This is a genomic window from [Borrelia] turdi, from assembly GCF_008828755.2.
Lineage (GTDB): Bacteria > Spirochaetota > Spirochaetia > Borreliales > Borreliaceae > Borreliella > Borreliella turdi.
In genome coordinates, this window is the sequence record NZ_QBLM01000002.1 from 85,729 (window position 1) to 103,497 (window position 17,769).

The following is a 17,769-nucleotide window of genomic DNA, read 5'->3' on the forward strand; positions in this document are numbered from 1 at the left end:
AGAATGTCAAAGTTAAAGGAAAAAAGAGAAAAAGTTGTTATTAGTATGGAAAGAGCAAGCAAAGAGGAAGCTGTTGAGCTTGCAAGAGTTCAAATAGAAAAAACTTTTGGAAAAGGAAGTCTTATTAAGATGGGAGAATCTCCTGTAGGACAGGGTATAAAGAGCATGTCAAGCGGGTCTATTGTATTAGATGAAGCTCTTGGCATTGGTGGGTATCCCAGAGGGCGCATAATAGAAATCTTTGGTCCTGAATCGTCTGGCAAGACTACTTTGACCCTTCATGCAATTGCTGAGGTGCAAAAAGAAGGAGGCATAGCTGCTTTTATTGATGCTGAGCATGCTCTTGATCCTGTTTATGCAAAAGCTTTAGGAGTTAATGTTGCGGAACTTTGGCTTAGTCAGCCTGATACCGGAGAGCAAGCTCTTGAGATCGCTGAGCATTTAATCAGAAGTGGTGGCATTGATTTGATTGTAGTTGATTCTGTGGCAGCTTTAACTCCTAAATTAGAGATAGATGGAGAAATGGGAGATTCTCAGATTGGTCTTCAAGCGAGGCTAATGAGCAAAGCTCTTAGAAAGATTACGGGGATACTTTCTAAGTCTAATACTTGTATTATGTTTATTAATCAAATAAGAATGAGGATTGGTATTATGTTTGGCAATCCCGAGACCACTACTGGTGGGAATGCTTTGAAGTTTTATGCATCTCTTAGGCTTGAGGTTCGAAAAATTGAACAAGTAACTAGATCGGGCTCAAGTGGTGATGTTATTGGTAATAAGATTAGAGTTAAGGTTGTGAAGAATAAGGTTGCTCCACCCTTTCGTAAAGTAGAATTGATAATTTATTTTGGAAAAGGTATTTCCAGAGAAGCTGGCATTTTAGATGTTGCTATTAAGTATAATTTAATACAAAAAACAGGTTCTTGGTATTCATTGGGAGATAATAAGTTAGGTCAGGGAAGAGAGAGTGTTATTGAATATCTTAGTAAAGAAGTAGAACTTACAAATGATTTGGATAAGAAGCTTAGAAAAATAATGTTTAATAATTTTGATCAAGAGGATGTTAATTTTATTGAATTTAAGGAAGATGAATGTGAGTAGTGGAGAAAGCTTAAGTGTCAGAATTAGGTAGTTACTCTATCAGTCTTGATAATTTTACAGGCGGAATAGAGCTTTTTTTTGAATATGTCAGTATGAATAGGCACATTTTAAGAACTTTGAATTTAAATCAAATAATTGAAGAATTTATAGTTGTTTCAAGTGACCTTAATATAAGTATTAAGGGATTGATTGATTTTTTTTATCTTGCTAATAATTTGTTTTATTGGAAAACTCAAATTTTATTTCCATTGAAGCTTGAATACAAAGATAAAACAGATCGCAAAGTTGTGGAAAGGCTACTAGGATATAGCAAGAATAGAGAAAATGAGAAATTTCAATTAAATCAAATAAAGAATTTTAAATTCTATGATCCAAAAATGATTGAAGATTTTATTTTTAGCAATGGTGTTAATTTTGTTAAAAATATTAATACTATTACTAAAAATAACAATAGAAAGAAAAATTTAAATAGTAAGTCTGGTGTATTGAAGAAAAAAGCTGTTAATAAAAATTCTTTGTGTAATAAAAAATCCGAAGTTGTTTGTAATAAGTATGAATTGAAAATTTTTGAGAAAAAGATGAAAATTATTTCTATCCTAAATAAGGAGAATAGCATAACTTTTGATTCTCTTCTAGATTTTAATGCTGATAATTATTCTTTTGAGAGATTTTCTTATTTTTTGGTATCTCTTGAGTGCAAAATGCTTAATATTGTAAATTTAGGATATCTGAATGATAAATTAGTATTATATCGAGGTTGTAAAATTAATGATTGCACTTAAGTTTCCCAGAGTTCACGTGTTTTTAGCTGAAAAGGGAGTAGGGTCAAGAAGATTTTGCGAGGAATTGATAAAAAAGAAGCTTGTAAGAGTTAATGGCTCTATTGCTAAGCTTGGAGATAAGGTAGCTTTAGGGGACAGAGTAATTTATAAGAAACAGATTTATGTTTTTAAAGATTTTCAAAGTAATAACAGAATTTATCTGGCTCTGAACAAACCTAGAAATTATTTATGTTCCAATTTTGATATTAATAGAAGAAAGTTGGCAATATCTTTGGTTCAGCCGCTATTTAAAGAGCGTGTATTTTCAATTGGTAGGCTTGATTTTAAAAGCTCTGGACTTTTATTATTTACTAATGATGGGAAATTTGCAAATGATATTATTCATCCAAGGCAAAAAGTTGAAAGAGAATATATTATTGAATCAAAAAGAGATATTGATGAAAATTTGCTTATTTCTTTTAAATCGGGCATAAAGGTAAAAGAGGAGTTTTTTAAATTAAAATCTTATGAAATTTTAAATAAAAATTCTGCTAGATTGATTTTAGACGAAGGAAAAAATAGAGAAATAAGAAAAGTGTTTTTAAGTAAAAATGTTTTTTTAAAAAAAATTCATAGAATTAGAATTGGTAATATTAATTTGGATAGTTTAAAGGAAGGTCAAGTAAAAATTATTCCTTTGATTAAGATAAATAGGTTGAAATCTAGGCTGGAGAAGGCAAATGATAATAGCAATTGATGGTCCTTCAGCATCGGGAAAAAGTTCAATTGCAAGAGAGCTTGGTGTAAAACTGGGCTATAAATTTATTAGTTCTGGGTATCTTTATAGGATAATAACTTTAATTGCCCAAAGATCTCTTATGAGTAGCTGCAATTTTATTAGCGAGAATAGACTTTTAAATTTAATTTTTGAGAATGATATAAGTTTTAATGATTCTGGCTTTTTGCTTAATGGAGAGAATGTTGAAAGTCAAATTTTAAACGATAAGATTGATTTTCAAGTTTCTTTTTATTCTTCTTATGTTGGAGTAAGAGACATTGTGAATAAAAAATTAAGAGAAGTTGTTAAATTTAGCGATGATAATTATATAATAGAAGGTAGAGATATTACTACTATTGTTTTTCCAGAATCTGAATTCAAAATATATCTTGATGCTTCTGTTAAAGTTCGAGCTTTGAGGCGATATAAGCAAAGAAATGGGAATGATACTTTAGAAGAATTAGAGCGTGCTCTTAAAATAAGAGATGATGTTGATAAGAAAAAACAATATGGTAAGTTAAAATTATCAAAAGGGGTTTTTTACCTTGATACAAGCTATAAAGGATTAGACGATGTATGTAATATTATAATAGAAAAGTTTAATTTGAAAAAAGTAAGAGAGAGGTGAGAATGGAAAATCAAAAAGATTTACAAGAAAATTATTTGAAAGTGCTTGAAAGAGTAGAGCTTGGAAGTCGTGTTTCTGGTACGATTGTTAATATTATGAAGGATTATGTTTTAGTAGATATTGGTTATAAATCTGAAGGCTTTATCAAGATTGAAGAATTTGAAAATGTTCCCAAAATTGGTGATAAACTTGAAGCAATCGTTGTAAGAATAGGTGGAGAATTAGGGCTGATTTTAAGCGTTGAAAAGCTTGATTCTTTAAATTTTCAAGATAAAGTATATGAATATATTCAAAATAAAAAAGTAATTAAAGGGAAAGTGTTGGCCGAGCTTCCAAATGGTTATAAGATTCAAATTAATGAAAATGTTTCTGGCTTTATGCCTTTTTATTTAAGCTCTAAATCTAAGGATGAGAAATTAAAAAGAGGCTCTATTGTTGAATTTTATATTCTTGAAGCAAGCGAAGTAGACGGTTTAAAACTTATTCTTGATAGGCGCACTTTAGAAAGAGAAAAAGATCTTGCTAAGAGAATAGAGCTAGTAAGTTCTTACAATGAAGAAGATGTGGTTGATGGTGTGGTTGATCGTATTACAGAATATGGTGCTATTGTAAAAATTAAAAATTTTGTTACAGGAATTTTGCATAAAAGAAATATTGCCTTTAGTCAGGTTGAAAATATTGAAGATTTTGTTAGAGTTGGCGATAAATTAAAGTTGAAAATCATTAAGATAAATCCGCAAACAGGTAAAATGGAATTATCTCTTAAGGCTTTAAAAGCAAATCCTTGGGATTCTGTGGATATTAAATATAAAATTGATAGCATTGTAAAAGGAAAAGTTGTAAAAATTTTGCCCTTTGGAGCTGTTATTGAGCTTGACAGTGAATTGTCAGGGTTTTTACATATAAGTAATTTTTCTTGGATAAGGGTAATAAAGAGTCCTCAAGAATTAATAAAACTTGGTCAGATAGTAGAAGTTAAGATTTTAGAAATAGACAAAGAAAATCAAAAAATATCGCTAGGTATTAAACAGATTAATGAGAATCCTTGGGAGAAATTAACTGAAAAATATCCTATTGGAAGGGTTATTCAAGGAGTTGTTACTAATATCACAAAAACAGGTGCTTTTGTAAACATTGAAGAAGGTATAGACGCTTATGTGAGTAAGTTTGACATTTCTTGGCTTGAAGAGGTTGATCCTGAAAAATATTTCAAGATAGGCGATTTAGTGAATGGGAAAGTGTTAGAGGTTGATAAACGAAAGAGAAATGTTAGATTAGGAATCAAGCAGTTAGAAGAGAGTCCTTGGGAAGATTTTTCTAAAAGTTATAAAAAAGGTGATGCTATTGAGGTTGAGATTGTAGAGAAAAAGTCAAAAGGCTTTCAAGTAAGAGTTTATAATAAAATAATGGGATTTATTAGCAAAATTCAATTAGGAGATACAAAAGAATCTAGTTTAGAGACTTTTGAAAAATTAAACATTGGAGATAAGCTTAAGGTGGTAATAACAAGTATTGATTCTAAAGACAAATCAGTGCTACTCTCTTATAGGGAGTATGAAAATCAAAGATCAAGAGAAGAAATTTCTTCTTATTTGTTTAAGGGCAATGATGAGGAATCTTATAAGCCATTTGAAAATTTACTAAAGAGGGATGAATAATGGCTAAAAATAATCTTTTAGTTTTCTTTATTGCTGTTATTTTTGTGTTTGTATCTGTTATTGTTGTTTTTTATAATTCTTTAAGTAAAGATTATGTAAAGGGTGGTGGAGAAATAGTAGAAAATCTTGAAAAGGATTTAAATGATTATTTAAAAGAAAATGATGTTAAAGAGAGAGAAAAAATATCTATTAGGATAAAGGAGCTTATTTCAAAGGAAAAAGAAATTTCATCTTACTTTATTTCAAGGTTTTATTTAGCTAGAGCTGTTTATTTGCAAAGTCAAGCGCAGTATGATGCGGCTATTAAGGATTTAGATATTGTTATTAAGGCAAAAGGTATTGAAAGCGAAATTGCTTTTATTAGTAAGGCTGCAGTTTATGAAAAAATGGGATTAAAAGAAGATGCTTTATTGGTTTATGAGAATCTTATTAAAAGTACTAGTTTAGATTTTTTAAAAGTAAGAGCCCTTTTGAGTAAAGCAATATTAATTGAGGAAAAAGATAAAGATCTTGCTGTTAAAATATATGAAGAGATTGTTAAGTTTCCATATGAAAATAATTTATATATAAATATAGCAAATAATAAAATTTTAGAACTTAAGCAAAATTAATTTGTATTTTTTGGGGGAGGTTTTATAATTTTTTTTATCTTATATTTTGTATTTTGTTTAGGAGTTTTTGGGTGTGGCCTTGACAATATTTTAATACTTCCTTCTCCAGAAAAGATTGACAATCGAATTTCAAGAGATTCTGTAGCGTTTTTTTTGCCAGCAGGTTATTTTTCTAATCAAGCAGCTGAAAAATTAAGGGGTTTTGATATATATTATAAGTTTTATCCAGAAGGTGCCAATTATCACATAAGTAGTTTCCGAAAAAGCGTGGAAAAAGATTTTGAAGCTTTAAGGGGTGTTTTTAACAATGTTGGTGAATTTAATAATAGAGGGTTTTATAAAATAAATTTGAGCTCTACTACTTATTCAGGCAAGCCTGTTTTTAAATTAAATAAAGAATGGGTTGATAACAAATTGCCTTTATATTTTGAAATAAATTTTGGAGAATTAAGAAAAAATTTTCCCGGCGAAGCTTTTATTGTTGTAAAAAATGGAAATACTTCTTCGTCTTCTGTTATTCTTGAAAAGAAAAATATATATAGGTCCTATATTGAGAAAGGAGAATACATAGGTTTTTCAAAATCTATTAAAAAGTCCAATCTTTTAGACAAAGAAAAAAGACCAATTGATCTAAAGCATATAAATGATAATTTTTTTACAAAAGATATTGCCCCTAAATATAATTTGGCAATTTTTGTTATGGGTGTGGGCAGTATTGTTGACGATGCCTATAGTGTACTTATTGATCTTGGAGATTTGTCGGGATTTAGTTTATCTGACTAGTTGGTTTTAAGGAGAGTATGATAGTATTTTTTTATCATTTAATTTTGACAAACATTATTATTTCTTTTTTGGTAAGCTTTTTTGTTATGTTTTTAAATATATTAAATTTTAAGTTCTTAGTAGTTTATTTTATAAGTTTTTTAGGTGGCATTTTATTTTTGTTTTTTATCCCTTTTTTCTATTCTGATTATTACGAAAGGCGAATAGATCTTATTCTTTATTTATTTCCCATTTTGGGTTCAGTTATTTTCATAGGTTTGATTAAATTCTCTGAAAGAAATAAGAATGATTTATAAAAGAATAATTTTAAAAAGCTTTGGGTATCAGGTTAGCTTTTAATATTTTTTATTAACGCAATTTGTTAATAATTTTATTAAAGAGATGATGTTTATTTTTAATATGGTAGACTTATTAATTAGATTGTTTTATTATATTCTTATAAAAGAAAGAATAATTTCCGCTATGTTTTGTCATAGTGAGTAAAAGAGAAGGATAATAGGAGGTTGATTTGGCAATTATTACGATGAAGAGCTTATTGGAGGCAGGGGTTCATTTTGGCCATCAGGTAAAAAGGCTTGATCCTAGGATGAAAAGATTTATTTTCTCTGAGAGAAATGAAATACATATTTTAGACCTTCAAAAAACTTTACAGGGCATTAAAGATTCTTATGAGCTTGTTCAAAGAGTGATAAAAGATGGTAAAAAGGTTCTTTTTGTTGGAACTAAAAAGCAAGCTAGCGAGATAATTGAACAAGAAGCAAGAAGAAGTGATATGCCGTATGTTAACAATAGATGGCTCGGGGGTATGCTTTCTAATTTTAATACGATTAGAAAATCTGTTCAAAAATTAAAAAAGCTAGAAAAGATGGAAGTTGATGGAACTTTTGATATGATAAGCAAGAAAGAGATTTCACAGCTTAATCGTGAAAAATTTAAATTAGCAAAAAATTTAACAGGTATTAAAGACATGGAAACATTTCCTGGTGCTATTTTTATTATTGATCCTAAGCGAGAGCAAATAGCTATTAATGAGGCTAGAAAATTAAAAATTCCTATTATTTCTGTGGTTGATACAAATTGTAACCCTGATGTTATTGATTGCCCAATTCCTGGTAATGATGATGCGATTCGTTCTGTTGCCTTGTTTACCAAAATAATATCCGATGCTATTTTAGAAAGCGATAAAGAGGTTGGTATTCAAATAATTGAAAATTTAAATGAAGAAGATTTGATGAAAGAAATTGAAATTAAAAATGATAAAAGTGATTCTATCGAAGAAGGAGTAAGTGATTTATGAGCATTATTAGTCCTCAAGATGTAAAAAAGCTTCGGGAAGAAACTAATGCTGGTTTTGGAGATTGTAAAAAAGCTTTGTCTGCTGCTGGTGGAGACTTTGAATTGGCTAAAAAAAAACTTAGGGAAATGGGGATTGCATCTGCTGAGAAAAGACTTGACCGAGATGCAAAAGAAGGTAGAGTATTCTCATATTCAAACAATATTCATGCCGGTCTTTTGCTGGTTTCTTGTGAAACAGATTTTGTTGCTTTAAATCATAGTTTTGTTGATTTAGGTAATTCTTTAATTAAGGAATTGGTAGAGAGCGGAAGAAATTCTTTAACTATTTCTCAAGAATCAGAGCTTAAAAATTTAGCAGCTACTATAAAAGAAAATATTCAGGTTAAAAAAATTTTTATTACCGAGATTCAAGCTAATGAATTTGTAAAAATTTATTTGCATGGTGAACAATCTAAGATAGGTGTTTTAGTTAAATTAAAAGTGGATGATTTTTCTAAAACTGAAGATAAAATGTTGCAAAATTTTGCTATGGATTTAGCTTTACATGTAGCCGCATTTGCTCCTATTTATTTGAAAAGTGATAATGTTTGTCCAAATTATATTAAAGAGCAAGAAGAGATATTTTTCAAACAATTAGAATTTAGCGGTAAGTCAGAAAGCATAATTAAAGGTATAGTTGCGGGGAAAATAAAAAAACATCTTGCTGAAATTTCTCTTCTTGAGCAAAGTTTTGTAAAAAATGATAAAATCACTGTCAGGGAAATGTTAGAAGAGATTTCAAAAGCAATTTTAAGCAAGATAGAAATAGTTGAGTTTAAGTATTTAAGAGTAGGGTAGATGGTATACTGCTTTTTATCAGCAAGGAGGAGTTTATATGGAAGATTATAAGGCTTTTCTAGATGAAAAGATGAGCAAAGTTCTTTTATCACTTGATAGTGAATATAAAACATTAAGAACAGGCAGAATTAGTAGTAATATTTTTGATAAAATTTTTATTCAATATCATGGTCAAAGAACCCCTATAACACAAGTGTCAAGCATTAGAATTCCTGAAGCAAGGCTTGTTGTTATTCAACCTTGGGATAAGACCATCTTGAATAAGATAGAACAAGCCATACTTAATTCTGATCTTTCTATGAATCCTTCAAGTGATGGCTCTGTTATTAGAATTAAGGTTCCAGCTTTAACTAGTGAAAGGCGGCAAGATATTGTGAAGCATGCTAAAAAAATAGCAGAGGAGCATAAAATTTCAACTAGAAATATACGGCAGGATTTAAACAATAAGGTTAAAAAGCAAGAAAAAGAATCGGAAATCACAGAGGACAGTTTAAAAAGAATTTTAGACGATATTCAAAAATCTACAGATATTTATATTAAAAAGATAGATTCGATTTTAGAATCTAAAATTCAAGAAATAATGGAAGTTTAAAACCATGAATAAAAGTTCTCTTCCAAGTCATGTTGGAATTATCATGGATGGTAATAGAAGATGGGCTTTAGGCAAGGGATTATCTTATTTAGAAGGTTATAAAGAGGGTCTTAAAAGGGCAAAAGAAATAGTTAAACATTCTTTAAAGGTAGGTATCAAATATTTATCCTTTTATGTATTTTCTACTGAGAATTGGAAAAGGGATGATTGTGAGATAGAAGAATTAATGTTTTTAATTTCTCATTATTTGAGAGCTGAATTTAATTTTTATAAAAAAAATGGAATAAAAATAATAGTTTCAGGAGATATTGAATCTTTAAGTAAAGAAGTAAGAAGTTCGATAAAAGATTCTATTAGCTTTTCTAAAAATTTTAACAACCTTATTTTAAATTTAGCAATCAATTATGGGGGTCGCAATGAAATACTTCTAGCTATTAGAAAATTTGTTTCAAGTGATTTTAATTTAGAGTCTTTAAATGAGAATACTTTTTCCAATTTTTTATACAATCCAGAGTTGCCCGATCTTGATCTTTTAATACGTACAGGTGGAAATACTAGAATAAGTAATTTTTTCTTATGGAGGATTGCTTATTCTGAATTAGTTTTTTCAAATGTTTTGTGGCCTGAATATTATGATAATAGGTATAGTAGGGATTTAGAATGTTTTCAATTTAGAAGAAGAAATTTTGGGAGATGATTTATTGAGCAAGGTTAAGAGATTCGCGTTTTTTGCAAGGTTGGGAACATTTTTATTTTTTGTTCCTTTGATTTTATTTTTAATATTTTTAGATTTTAAAAATTATTTATTTCTCAATATTTTAATTTTTATATTTAGTGGTTTTGCGGCAAAAGAAGTTAATGATTTATTAAAATTTAAATCTTCAGGCCTTTCGGGTATATTATCTTTTTTTTTAGGTTTTATTCCTCCAATTTTAACTTACATTCATTTTAATGTTTTTTATTTAGGTATGAATGTGATATATTACTTGGTTGTAGCATTAGTTTTTAGTAATTGGATTGTTAATTTAGTATTTATTAAAGAGCATGAGATTGGAAACTTTTTGTCTCAAGCAACGTCAATACTTTTTATACTTATATATCCTGGGGTATTAATGTCTTTTATAGTTTCTATTACAACTTTACCCAAGGCTCCATTTTTAATGTTAATACTTTTTGCCATGGTAAGTGGAAACGATACTTTTGCATATCTTTTTGGTTATTTTTTAGGGAAAAACAGTTATCGTCCTACTATTATTAGTCCAAATAAAACATTAATGGGGTTTATCGGGGGTATTTTGTTTTCTGTGTTTACTGCTATATTTGCAGTAATTTTTAGATTAATAAATTTAAGCTATGGAGAAGCTATTATTTTTGGCATTTTAATCGGAGTTTTTACTATTATTGGTGATTTGTTTGAATCTGGATTAAAACGAAGTGCTGGAGTAAAAGATTCTGGAAAAATCATTCCTGGTAGAGGTGGAGCTCTTGACTCGATTGATTCTTTTCTTTTGACAGGTCCAATATTTTATTTATATTTATCTTAGTAATTTTTGGAGGTAATTTTTATGTATATTCTTTTTAGCGTACTGGCTCTTAGTTTTATAATATTTATTCATGAGCTAGGACACTTTTTATTTGCCAAGCTTTTTAAAGTTAAGGTTGAAGTTTTTTCTGTGGGTATAGGTCCTAGCATATTAAAGTTTAAAATTAATAGTACTGAGTATAGACTTTCTCCAATCCTTCTAGGAGGATATTGTAAACTTAAAGGATTTGATCACTTGGAAAAGGAGCTTAAGGCAAATAAGGAATTAGAAGCAGATAAAGATTCTTTGTTTGGAATTTCACATTTTAAAAAAATTTTAATATATTTTGCAGGCCCTTTATTTAATTTGATTTTTTCATTTATTGTTTTTATTTTTATAAGTATGATGGGTATTATATATTTTGATTATTCTTCAAAGGTTAGTATTTTAAATAAAAATTCTTTTTTAAAAGATAAATTTAGAGATGGCGATGTTATATTAAAGGTTAATAATAAAAAAATTGAATATTTTTCTGATTTGAGAAATATTATTCCTAAGGAAAAATCTACAGTTACATTTAATATTTTAAGGGAAAAAGAAAATATTACTTTTGAAGAGGCTATTAGTTTGCAAGATTTTTTAAAAGAAATTGGCCCTTGGATTGATCTTGTGGTATCAGATGTAGTTTTAAATTCGCCTGCTAAGATTGCTGGAATTAAATCGGGTGACAAAATAATTAGCATTAATAATATTCTTTTGGAAAATAAAAGAGATTTAGATGATTTTCTTAAGAATTTAAATTCAGATATTGCAGAAATTAAGTTTGCTAGAAATGGAGAAATTTTTTCTTCAAAATTAGTATTTCAGGATAAAAAGAAAATGATTGGCATATATTTTTCACCGCCTTTAAAAAGAATAATTAAAGTGGAAAATGTTTCAGGTGCCGTTAAAGAGTCTTTTTTTAAAGTTGTAAATGCTTTGCAAGATATTTTGCATTCTATTTTTTTATTGATAACAAATTTTTTAAATACTTCTAAGAGTGTATCAGGGCCTGTTGGAATTATAGGTATTCTCTCTTCATCTTATTCTTTGGGACTATTGTATTGGATTAATAGCATTTCTGTTTTAAGCTTAATTCTTGCTGGTATGAATCTGTTTTTTATTGTAATACCTGTTTTTGACGGAGGGCAAATTTTTATTAGCTTTATTGAACTTTTGCGTGGAAAAAGATTTAAGGCTAAAACTATTTATTCTTTTTATAGCTTTGGTATTTTCTTAGCGCTATTTCTTTTTGGATTAGGACTTTTTAACGATCTAAAAGGCTTTTTGCATATTTTTAATTAAATATATTTAATTAAAAATTAGAAATGTATTTTAGCATAAGCCAAAAGTGAGATACTGATGCGATTATTATTAATATATGAAATACATCATGCATTTTCATGTTAATTGTCGGATTGAATTTTTTACTTAATATGTACACTATTCCACCTATTGTATATACGACTCCACCAAAAACTAGCCAAAAAAAGCCTTTTCCGCTAAGAGCTTTGTAAATGGGGTTAATTTTAAAAAGGATGATCCATCCCATAATTATAAATATAAGCCCATTAAACCAGCCAGGACTATTTGTAAATATTGCTTTGAAAATGATCCCGATTATAGCTAGGCTCCACACTATACATAAGATTATTAGTCCTGATTTGTTTGGTATAAGGATTGCACATGCAGGAGTATATGTTCCTGCTATTAGAATAAATATTGAAATGTGATCAAATTTCCTAAAGACTTTTTTTATCTTACTTCCTTTTGGAAATATGTGGTAAAGGGTGCTCATTGCATATAATAGAGTCATTGAAAATCCGTAAATAAAAAATACAAGTATATGCAAATCTTTTTTCTTAAGAGCAGATATAGTAATAAGAATTGTTGTTCCAATTATAGACAAAATAATTCCAAAAAGATGCGATATAGAACTAAAGAGTTCATTTTTTGGTATTTCACTTGTATTAACATTGCTTAATGAGTACTTTTTAAGTTTGTTTTTTGTAAGCACAACTTCGCCTCCATTTGATCATTTATTTATAAAAAATATAAAATATATAATACATTACTTTAATTGTAAGTTTTTCTCAAGATTAAATTAAATCTTACTTGATTTATCTAATCTTATGGTTTAGTTTGTTTTATAAAGTAAGGTTTTTTTTTGTAAAAAAAGCTTTATAATAAATAGTGTTTGTTTAAATTAGCATTGGAGAGGCTGAACATGATTAATTTTATTAAAATAATTAACTTTTCAAGTTTGCAAAAATTTTCTAAAGCACTAAGAGTGCCTATTTCTATTTTACCAGTTGCATGTTTATTGATTGGTATTGGATCTGTATTTTCAAATCCTTCTAATTTTGTTTATTTTGATAAATTCTTTTTTCAAGATGTTTTAGGTTTAATGAAAGCCATAGGCAATGCTATTCTTCTCAATATGCCTTTAATTTTTTCTATTGGAATTTCTATTGGAGTTGCAAGAATGGGGCAGGGAACAGCCGCCTTAGGTGGGCTTATTGGTTATTTAACATTTAATATTGCTGGAAATTATTTTATTGAAGCTTTCTCAGGACTTGTTGAAGCAGAGGCGATGTCTTCTGTGGGTCGTATAAATTTTCTTGGTGTTCAAACTTTAAATACAGGAATTGCAGGTTCTTTAGCGGTGGGGCTTTTGGTTGGCTATTTGCATAACAAATTTTATAATATGAAGTTGCCAAAGCCTTTTATTTTTTTTTCAGAGTGCCATTTTGTGCCTATAGTAATAATTTTACCTTTTTGTATTATTTTGGCAATATTTTTTTGTTTGGTTTGGTCAAGCGTTGATAAGTTAATTGCATCTTTAGGCATGTTTGTTTTTAGATTTGAATATTTTGGTAGTTTTCTTTATGGATTTTTAAATAGGCTTTTATTGCCTTTGGGATTGCATTCTATTTTATCTTTTCCTTTTGATTTTACTTCTTTAGGGGGAGTGGAGACAATTAATGGTAATATTTTTAGAGGTCTTAAGAATATATTTCATGCCCAGTTATTAGATCCATCACTTGTTAAATTTTCATCAGGTTTTGCTAAGATTAGTAGTGGATTTTATCTCTCTATTATGTTTGGACTGCCTGGAGCAGCATTAGGAGTTTATAAGGGTATTGTTCATGAGGATAAAAGCAAGGTTTCAGCTCTTCTTTTTTCTGGGGCTTTGACGGCTTTTTTGACTGGAATAACTGAACCTTTGGAATTTTTATTTATCTTTACAGCGCCTTTGCTTTATTTTGTTCATACCATTTATTCAGGATTTGCATTATTACTTGCTAATTTTTTTGATGTTACAATTGGCAATACTTTTTCTACCGGGTTTTTGGATTTTTTTATGTTTGGAATACTTCAAGGGAATTCTAAAACAAATTGGATTAGTGTAGTGCCTTTAGGAGCAGTCTTTTTTGTTCTTTATTATTTTACTTTTAGTTGGCTTTATAGATATTTTGATTTTCAGATATTTGTTGTAGACGATCCATTTTTTGAAGGTCAAGAAGGCAAGCTAGAGAGTCTTGGGATTGCCCATCTTTTAATTCAAGGTCTTGGTGGATTTGATAATATTAAAAAGCTTAATGTTTGTTCTACAAGATTGCATGTAGATGTTGTTAATACTGAGCTTGTTGATAATGATTTGCTTAAAGAGGCTGGAGTTCTTAAGATAGGACTTGTTAATGGCAAAGTGCAGCTCTTTTATGGATCTAATGTATATTATATTAAAAAGGCTATTGACACCTATTCTCCAAGGAGTCTTTTTGAAGCTAGTGTTATGATTGCAGTTGATAATGTAAAAAAAGGCTTTAAGACTTATATTGAAATGAAAGAAGACAAAAAACTTGAAAAACAAGGTAAGTCGGGGAAAACTTATAAGCTTAGCGAATTAGAAGAAGATTAAAAGTTAAGATTATGTTTTAGTTAGCGTTTTTATGCTATAAATAAAATTTTTATTGTTGAAAAAAATCAATCTCTTTTATATACTAACTAAGTAGCCTTTGTTGCATATTTTGTAACACGATAGACCATAAGGAGTTTTAATAATGATTAAAAGATATGAGGCATGTTTTTTGTTTAAAAGTGAAGAAATTGAGTATAAAGGTTCTTTAGAAGAAGTTAAAAAATCTTTAGAATTGTTTGGTGCAACTGATATTGTTAACAATTTTATTGGGGAGAGAGCCTTGGAATATCCTATCAAAAAGCAAGCTAGAGGTCGTTATGAAATAATAGAATTTAGTATGGAAGGTAATAATTTAAAAGAACTTGAATCAAGGCTTAAGCTAATTAAAAACTTGCTTAGATATATGATTTTGGTTAAAGTAGTTAGAAAGATTAATACTAAAAAAATTAAAAGAAGAAATTTTAGAGAATTTAAAGACAGTATTGATAAAGACGGTCTTAAAGGTAGCTCTAAAATCGAAACACCAAGGGGTCCTGAAAGCACAGAGATTCAGGAAAGATAAGAGGATTTTGATGGCCGATATTAATTCATTAGTATTATCTGGTAGACTTACAAGAGATTCTGAGCTTTCTTATACAGATAGTGGTATGGCTATTCTTAGATTTTCTTTAGCTAATAATAGAAGAATGAAAAAAAATGATGAATGGATTGATTATCCACAATATTTTGATTGTGTTATTTTCTCAAAAAGAGCCGAAAGTCTCAATGAGTATTTGAAAAAGGGCAAGCAAGTTGTGGTAAGTGGATCTCTTAAATATGAAAGCTGGCAAGATAGGAATACAGGCGATAAGAGAAGTAAAGTGAATATATTTGTGGACAATTTGCAAATGTTTGGTTCAAATTCTAATACTTTTCAAATGCAAGATTCAGATATTAATGGCTTGACAAACCATAAAAGAGAAGATGCAATTAAGGATATTGATGCTGTTGATGATAAATTTAGCGAAGATATACCTTTTTAATGGAGTTTAAATTTATGTATAAAGATAGAGATGTAAATCAAAGAGACTCAAGATTTGAAAATCAGCAGGATGGCTTTAAAAAAAATTCAAATTTCAGATTTTTTAAGAGAAAGTCATGTAAATTTTGTGATTCTGGCAAACATCCTGATTATAAAGATTTTGATTTTCTTAAAAAGTTTATTACCGAGCAAGGTAAAATTTTACCTAAAAGAATTACGGGAACTTCTGCTAAGCATCAAAGGCGTTTGGCATTAGAAATTAAACGGGCAAGATATATGGCTTTGTTGCCTTTTGTAAAAAAATAGTTATTTTAGGGGTAATTATGAAAGTGATTTTAAGGGAAGATTTTATTAATCTCGGAAGAGAAGGAGATACCGTAGAAGTAAAAGATGGATTTGCAAGAAATTATTTACTGCCCAAAGGTTTTGCGGTTTTTTCAAATAAACATAATATTGAGATTTTTAATCAAAAAAGAAGATCAATATTAAAAAAGCAAGAAACAAAAAAACAGATTGCCAATGATTTGAAATCTAAGCTTGATCTTGTTAAATTAGAGTTTTTTATGAAGTCCAATGATTCTGGAAAATTATTTCATAGCGTTAACAGTTTGAATATTGCTGATGAACTTTTTAAACTTGGTTTTGATATAGAGAGAAAAAAAATAGATATACATCATGGAACTTTAAAAACTTTTGGAACTTATGATGTGACAATTAAGCTTTATGAGGGCATTAGCTCTATTATTAAAGTAGAGATAAAAAAAGAAGAAAAGCAAGAGGATAAAAAGTCTTTAAATAAAAATTTAAATAAAGTAAATGAGTAAACTAAGAGATGGAGTGTAGTTCGTGGCTTTAGCAGCTTTTTCAAATTCTGCACTTCTTTTTAATGATGGTGCAGAAAAAGCGGTAATTTCTAGTATATTTTATAATTCGGATAAGTTAGAGCAAATTGCTTTTCATGTAAGAGCTGATGATTTTTACAATGAAACTCACAAGTTGATTTTCAAAGCAATGGTTTCGCTTTATGAAAAAAGGGAAAATATTGATCCTATTACTGTTTTTGAAGAAGTATCTAAGCATGTTTCAAAAACACAGCTTTTGATTAAAAAAGATTTAATCAATTTGCCGGACTATTTAGATTCACTGTCAGTTTATTTACCAACAGATAGAACTATAAATGTTTATGCAAAAATTGTAAAAGAACAGAGTGTTCGTAGAAGCATTTTAAATGTTTCTAAAGAACTTAATGATTATATAAATGATTCTACAAAAACTATTAATGAGGTTGTTGAAGAATCTCAGCAAAAGATTCTCTCAATTGAGTTAGATTATTCTAGTAAAAACCTCTATCATGCTAAAATTATTGCAGAACGTGTTCATAATGAGATATATGAACGTAGTATGAAGAAAAAGGAAGCGAATTTTGGCATTCCAAGTGGCTTTAGAAAAGTTGACTCTCTTATAGGGGGGTTTAGAAATAGTGATTTTATTATAGTTGGTGCTCGTCCTAGTATTGGTAAAACAGCATTTGCTTTAAATATTGCTTCTGCTATAGCTTTGAGAAAAGAAGGAAAGAAAAAAGTAGGGTTTTTTTCTCTTGAAATGACAGCGGATGCTTTAATAAAAAGAATAATATCGTCTCAATCTTGTATTGATAGCTTTAAGGTTCAAAATAGCATTTTATCTGGTCAAGAAATAAAGTTATTGAATGATATCGTAAATGAGATTAGTGATTCTGAGCTTTATATTGAAGATACTCCCAATATTAGTTTACTAACTTTAGCAACTCAAGCTAGAAAGCTTAAGCGATTTTATGGCATAGATATAATATTTGTTGATTATATCAGTCTAATTTCTTTTGAAACAAAAAATCTTCCAAGGCACGAACAAGTTGCATCGATTAGTAAATCTCTTAAAGAGCTTGCTAGAGAGCTTGAAATTCCAATTATTGCATTATCTCAGCTTACAAGAGATACAGAAGGACGTGAACCTAATCTTGCTAGCCTAAGAGAATCAGGAGCATTAGAACAAGACGCTGATATTGTAATTTTACTTCATAGGGATAAAGATTTTAAATTTGAGTCTTCTGCTGAGATGGAACCAATAGAAACTAAGGTTATTATAGCAAAACATAGAAATGGTCCTACAGGTAGGGCAGATATATTATTTTTACCGCACATTACCAAGTTTGTTAACAAAGATCATCATTATTAATTTAA

21 protein-coding genes are annotated in these 17,769 nt (G+C 28.9%); 20 read left to right on the forward strand and 1 reads right to left on the reverse strand.

The annotated features are described in order from the left end of the window. Positions 1–3: 3 nt before the first annotated feature. The 14 genes from recA to rseP all read left to right on the forward strand — a co-directional run bounded on the left by recA (position 4) and on the right by rseP (position 11,912). Positions 4–1,101 carry a recombinase RecA gene (recA, locus tag DB318_RS03770; RefSeq protein WP_151074326.1) on the forward strand — a complete coding sequence of 366 codons (1,098 nt, stop codon included), beginning with the start codon at positions 4–6 and terminating at the stop codon, positions 1,099–1,101. A gap of 14 nt (positions 1,102–1,115) precedes the next feature. Then, entirely contained in the window at positions 1,116–1,883 is a 768-nt protein-coding gene (locus tag DB318_RS03775) for a hypothetical protein (RefSeq protein WP_151074327.1), read from the forward strand. Continuing rightward, a complete protein-coding gene (locus DB318_RS03780; protein ID WP_151074328.1) occupies positions 1,870–2,619 on the forward strand; it encodes a pseudouridine synthase in 750 nt (249 codons plus the stop codon). Before DB318_RS03775 ends, DB318_RS03780 begins: the two co-directional genes overlap by 14 nt. Further along, positions 2,603–3,268, forward strand: a complete 666-nt coding sequence (gene cmk, locus DB318_RS03785) for a (d)CMP kinase (RefSeq protein ID WP_151073765.1) — start codon at positions 2,603–2,605, stop codon at positions 3,266–3,268. The genes DB318_RS03780 and cmk overlap by 17 nt, the downstream gene beginning before the upstream one ends. A gap of 2 nt (positions 3,269–3,270) precedes the next feature. Further along, positions 3,271–4,926: a 30S ribosomal protein S1 gene (locus tag DB318_RS03790; protein ID WP_151074329.1), complete on the forward strand. Its 1,656-nt coding sequence runs from the start codon at positions 3,271–3,273 to the stop codon at positions 4,924–4,926. Continuing rightward, positions 4,926–5,537 carry a tetratricopeptide repeat protein gene (locus DB318_RS03795; RefSeq protein ID WP_151074330.1) on the forward strand — a complete coding sequence of 204 codons (612 nt, stop codon included), beginning with the start codon at positions 4,926–4,928 and terminating at the stop codon, positions 5,535–5,537. Before DB318_RS03790 ends, DB318_RS03795 begins: the two co-directional genes overlap by 1 nt. Before the next feature lie 87 nt (positions 5,538–5,624). Beyond that, entirely contained in the window at positions 5,625–6,320 is a 696-nt protein-coding gene (locus DB318_RS03800; protein WP_151074331.1) for a hypothetical protein, read from the forward strand. Positions 6,321–6,337: 17 nt separating this feature from the next. After that, the gene (locus DB318_RS03805) at positions 6,338–6,616 is read left to right on the forward strand and encodes a hypothetical protein (protein WP_151060580.1); all 279 of its coding nucleotides are present in this window, start codon (positions 6,338–6,340) and stop codon (positions 6,614–6,616) included. A gap of 212 nt (positions 6,617–6,828) precedes the next feature. Continuing rightward, a complete protein-coding gene (rpsB, locus tag DB318_RS03810) occupies positions 6,829–7,617 on the forward strand; it encodes a 30S ribosomal protein S2 (protein ID WP_151060581.1) in 789 nt (262 codons plus the stop codon). After that, the gene (tsf, locus tag DB318_RS03815; protein WP_151060582.1) at positions 7,614–8,453 is read left to right on the forward strand and encodes a translation elongation factor Ts; all 840 of its coding nucleotides are present in this window, start codon (positions 7,614–7,616) and stop codon (positions 8,451–8,453) included. Before rpsB ends, tsf begins: the two co-directional genes overlap by 4 nt. Positions 8,454–8,490: 37 nt before the next feature. Continuing rightward, a complete protein-coding gene (frr, locus tag DB318_RS03820; protein ID WP_151060583.1) occupies positions 8,491–9,045 on the forward strand; it encodes a ribosome recycling factor in 555 nt (184 codons plus the stop codon). A gap of 4 nt (positions 9,046–9,049) precedes the next feature. Then, on the forward strand, positions 9,050–9,742 hold the full coding sequence (uppS, locus tag DB318_RS03825) for a polyprenyl diphosphate synthase (protein ID WP_151074332.1): 693 nt from the start codon (positions 9,050–9,052) through the stop codon (positions 9,740–9,742). Further along, entirely contained in the window at positions 9,732–10,589 is an 858-nt protein-coding gene (locus DB318_RS03830) for a phosphatidate cytidylyltransferase (RefSeq protein WP_172964377.1), read from the forward strand. Before uppS ends, DB318_RS03830 begins: the two co-directional genes overlap by 11 nt. 21 nt (positions 10,590–10,610) lie before the next feature. Beyond that, complete coding sequence (rseP, locus tag DB318_RS03835; RefSeq protein ID WP_151074333.1) at positions 10,611–11,912, forward strand: RIP metalloprotease RseP; 1,302 nt, start codon at positions 10,611–10,613, stop codon at positions 11,910–11,912. Positions 11,913–11,922: 10 nt separating this feature from the next. Here the strand turns inward: rseP and trhA are convergent, their stop codons facing one another. Continuing rightward, positions 11,923–12,624: a PAQR family membrane homeostasis protein TrhA gene (trhA, locus tag DB318_RS03840; RefSeq protein ID WP_151074334.1), complete on the reverse strand. Its 702-nt coding sequence runs from the start codon at positions 12,622–12,624 to the stop codon at positions 11,923–11,925. 210 nt (positions 12,625–12,834) lie between these two features. Between trhA and DB318_RS03845 the strand changes: the two genes are divergently transcribed. The 6 genes from DB318_RS03845 to dnaB all read left to right on the forward strand — a co-directional run bounded on the left by DB318_RS03845 (position 12,835) and on the right by dnaB (position 17,764). Next, complete coding sequence (locus DB318_RS03845) at positions 12,835–14,529, forward strand: PTS transporter subunit EIIC (protein WP_151060588.1); 1,695 nt, start codon at positions 12,835–12,837, stop codon at positions 14,527–14,529. Positions 14,530–14,671: 142 nt separating this feature from the next. Further along, positions 14,672–15,091: a 30S ribosomal protein S6 gene (gene rpsF / locus DB318_RS03850; protein WP_151060589.1), complete on the forward strand. Its 420-nt coding sequence runs from the start codon at positions 14,672–14,674 to the stop codon at positions 15,089–15,091. A gap of 10 nt (positions 15,092–15,101) precedes the next feature. Then, positions 15,102–15,551, forward strand: a complete 450-nt coding sequence (locus DB318_RS03855; protein ID WP_151060590.1) for a single-stranded DNA-binding protein — start codon at positions 15,102–15,104, stop codon at positions 15,549–15,551. 14 nt (positions 15,552–15,565) lie between these two features. Next, positions 15,566–15,856, forward strand: a complete 291-nt coding sequence (gene rpsR, locus DB318_RS03860; RefSeq protein WP_004792283.1) for a 30S ribosomal protein S18 — start codon at positions 15,566–15,568, stop codon at positions 15,854–15,856. Between the two features lie 17 nt (positions 15,857–15,873). Beyond that, positions 15,874–16,374 carry a 50S ribosomal protein L9 gene (rplI, locus tag DB318_RS03865; protein ID WP_151060591.1) on the forward strand — a complete coding sequence of 167 codons (501 nt, stop codon included), beginning with the start codon at positions 15,874–15,876 and terminating at the stop codon, positions 16,372–16,374. A gap of 22 nt (positions 16,375–16,396) precedes the next feature. Beyond that, the gene (gene dnaB / locus DB318_RS03870; protein WP_151060592.1) at positions 16,397–17,764 is read left to right on the forward strand and encodes a replicative DNA helicase; all 1,368 of its coding nucleotides are present in this window, start codon (positions 16,397–16,399) and stop codon (positions 17,762–17,764) included. The last annotated feature ends 5 nt before the right edge of the window (positions 17,765–17,769 follow it).

Bases quoted from the DNA above. Each gene is read 5' to 3' on its own strand.
- DB318_RS03780 (WP_151074328.1), top strand. From the start codon at position 1,870: ATGATTGCACTTAAGTTTCCCAGAGTTCACGTGTTTTTAGCTGAAAAG.
- rpsR (WP_004792283.1), top strand. From the start codon at position 15,566: ATGTATAAAGATAGAGATGTAAATCAAAGAGACTCAAGATTTGAAAAT.
- rseP (WP_151074333.1), top strand. From the start codon at position 10,611: ATGTATATTCTTTTTAGCGTACTGGCTCTTAGTTTTATAATATTTATT.
- rplI (WP_151060591.1), top strand. From the start codon at position 15,874: ATGAAAGTGATTTTAAGGGAAGATTTTATTAATCTCGGAAGAGAAGGA.
- rpsF (WP_151060589.1), top strand. From the start codon at position 14,672: ATGATTAAAAGATATGAGGCATGTTTTTTGTTTAAAAGTGAAGAAATT.
- cmk (WP_151073765.1), top strand. From the start codon at position 2,603: ATGATAATAGCAATTGATGGTCCTTCAGCATCGGGAAAAAGTTCAATT.
- tsf (WP_151060582.1), top strand. From the start codon at position 7,614: ATGAGCATTATTAGTCCTCAAGATGTAAAAAAGCTTCGGGAAGAAACT.
- uppS (WP_151074332.1), top strand. From the start codon at position 9,050: ATGAATAAAAGTTCTCTTCCAAGTCATGTTGGAATTATCATGGATGGT.
- DB318_RS03855 (WP_151060590.1), top strand. From the start codon at position 15,102: ATGGCCGATATTAATTCATTAGTATTATCTGGTAGACTTACAAGAGAT.
- frr (WP_151060583.1), top strand. From the start codon at position 8,491: ATGGAAGATTATAAGGCTTTTCTAGATGAAAAGATGAGCAAAGTTCTT.
- DB318_RS03795 (WP_151074330.1), top strand. From the start codon at position 4,926: ATGGCTAAAAATAATCTTTTAGTTTTCTTTATTGCTGTTATTTTTGTG.
- recA (WP_151074326.1), top strand. From the start codon at position 4: ATGTCAAAGTTAAAGGAAAAAAGAGAAAAAGTTGTTATTAGTATGGAA.
- DB318_RS03845 (WP_151060588.1), top strand. From the start codon at position 12,835: ATGATTAATTTTATTAAAATAATTAACTTTTCAAGTTTGCAAAAATTT.
- DB318_RS03790 (WP_151074329.1), top strand. From the start codon at position 3,271: ATGGAAAATCAAAAAGATTTACAAGAAAATTATTTGAAAGTGCTTGAA.
- DB318_RS03805 (WP_151060580.1), top strand. From the start codon at position 6,338: ATGATAGTATTTTTTTATCATTTAATTTTGACAAACATTATTATTTCT.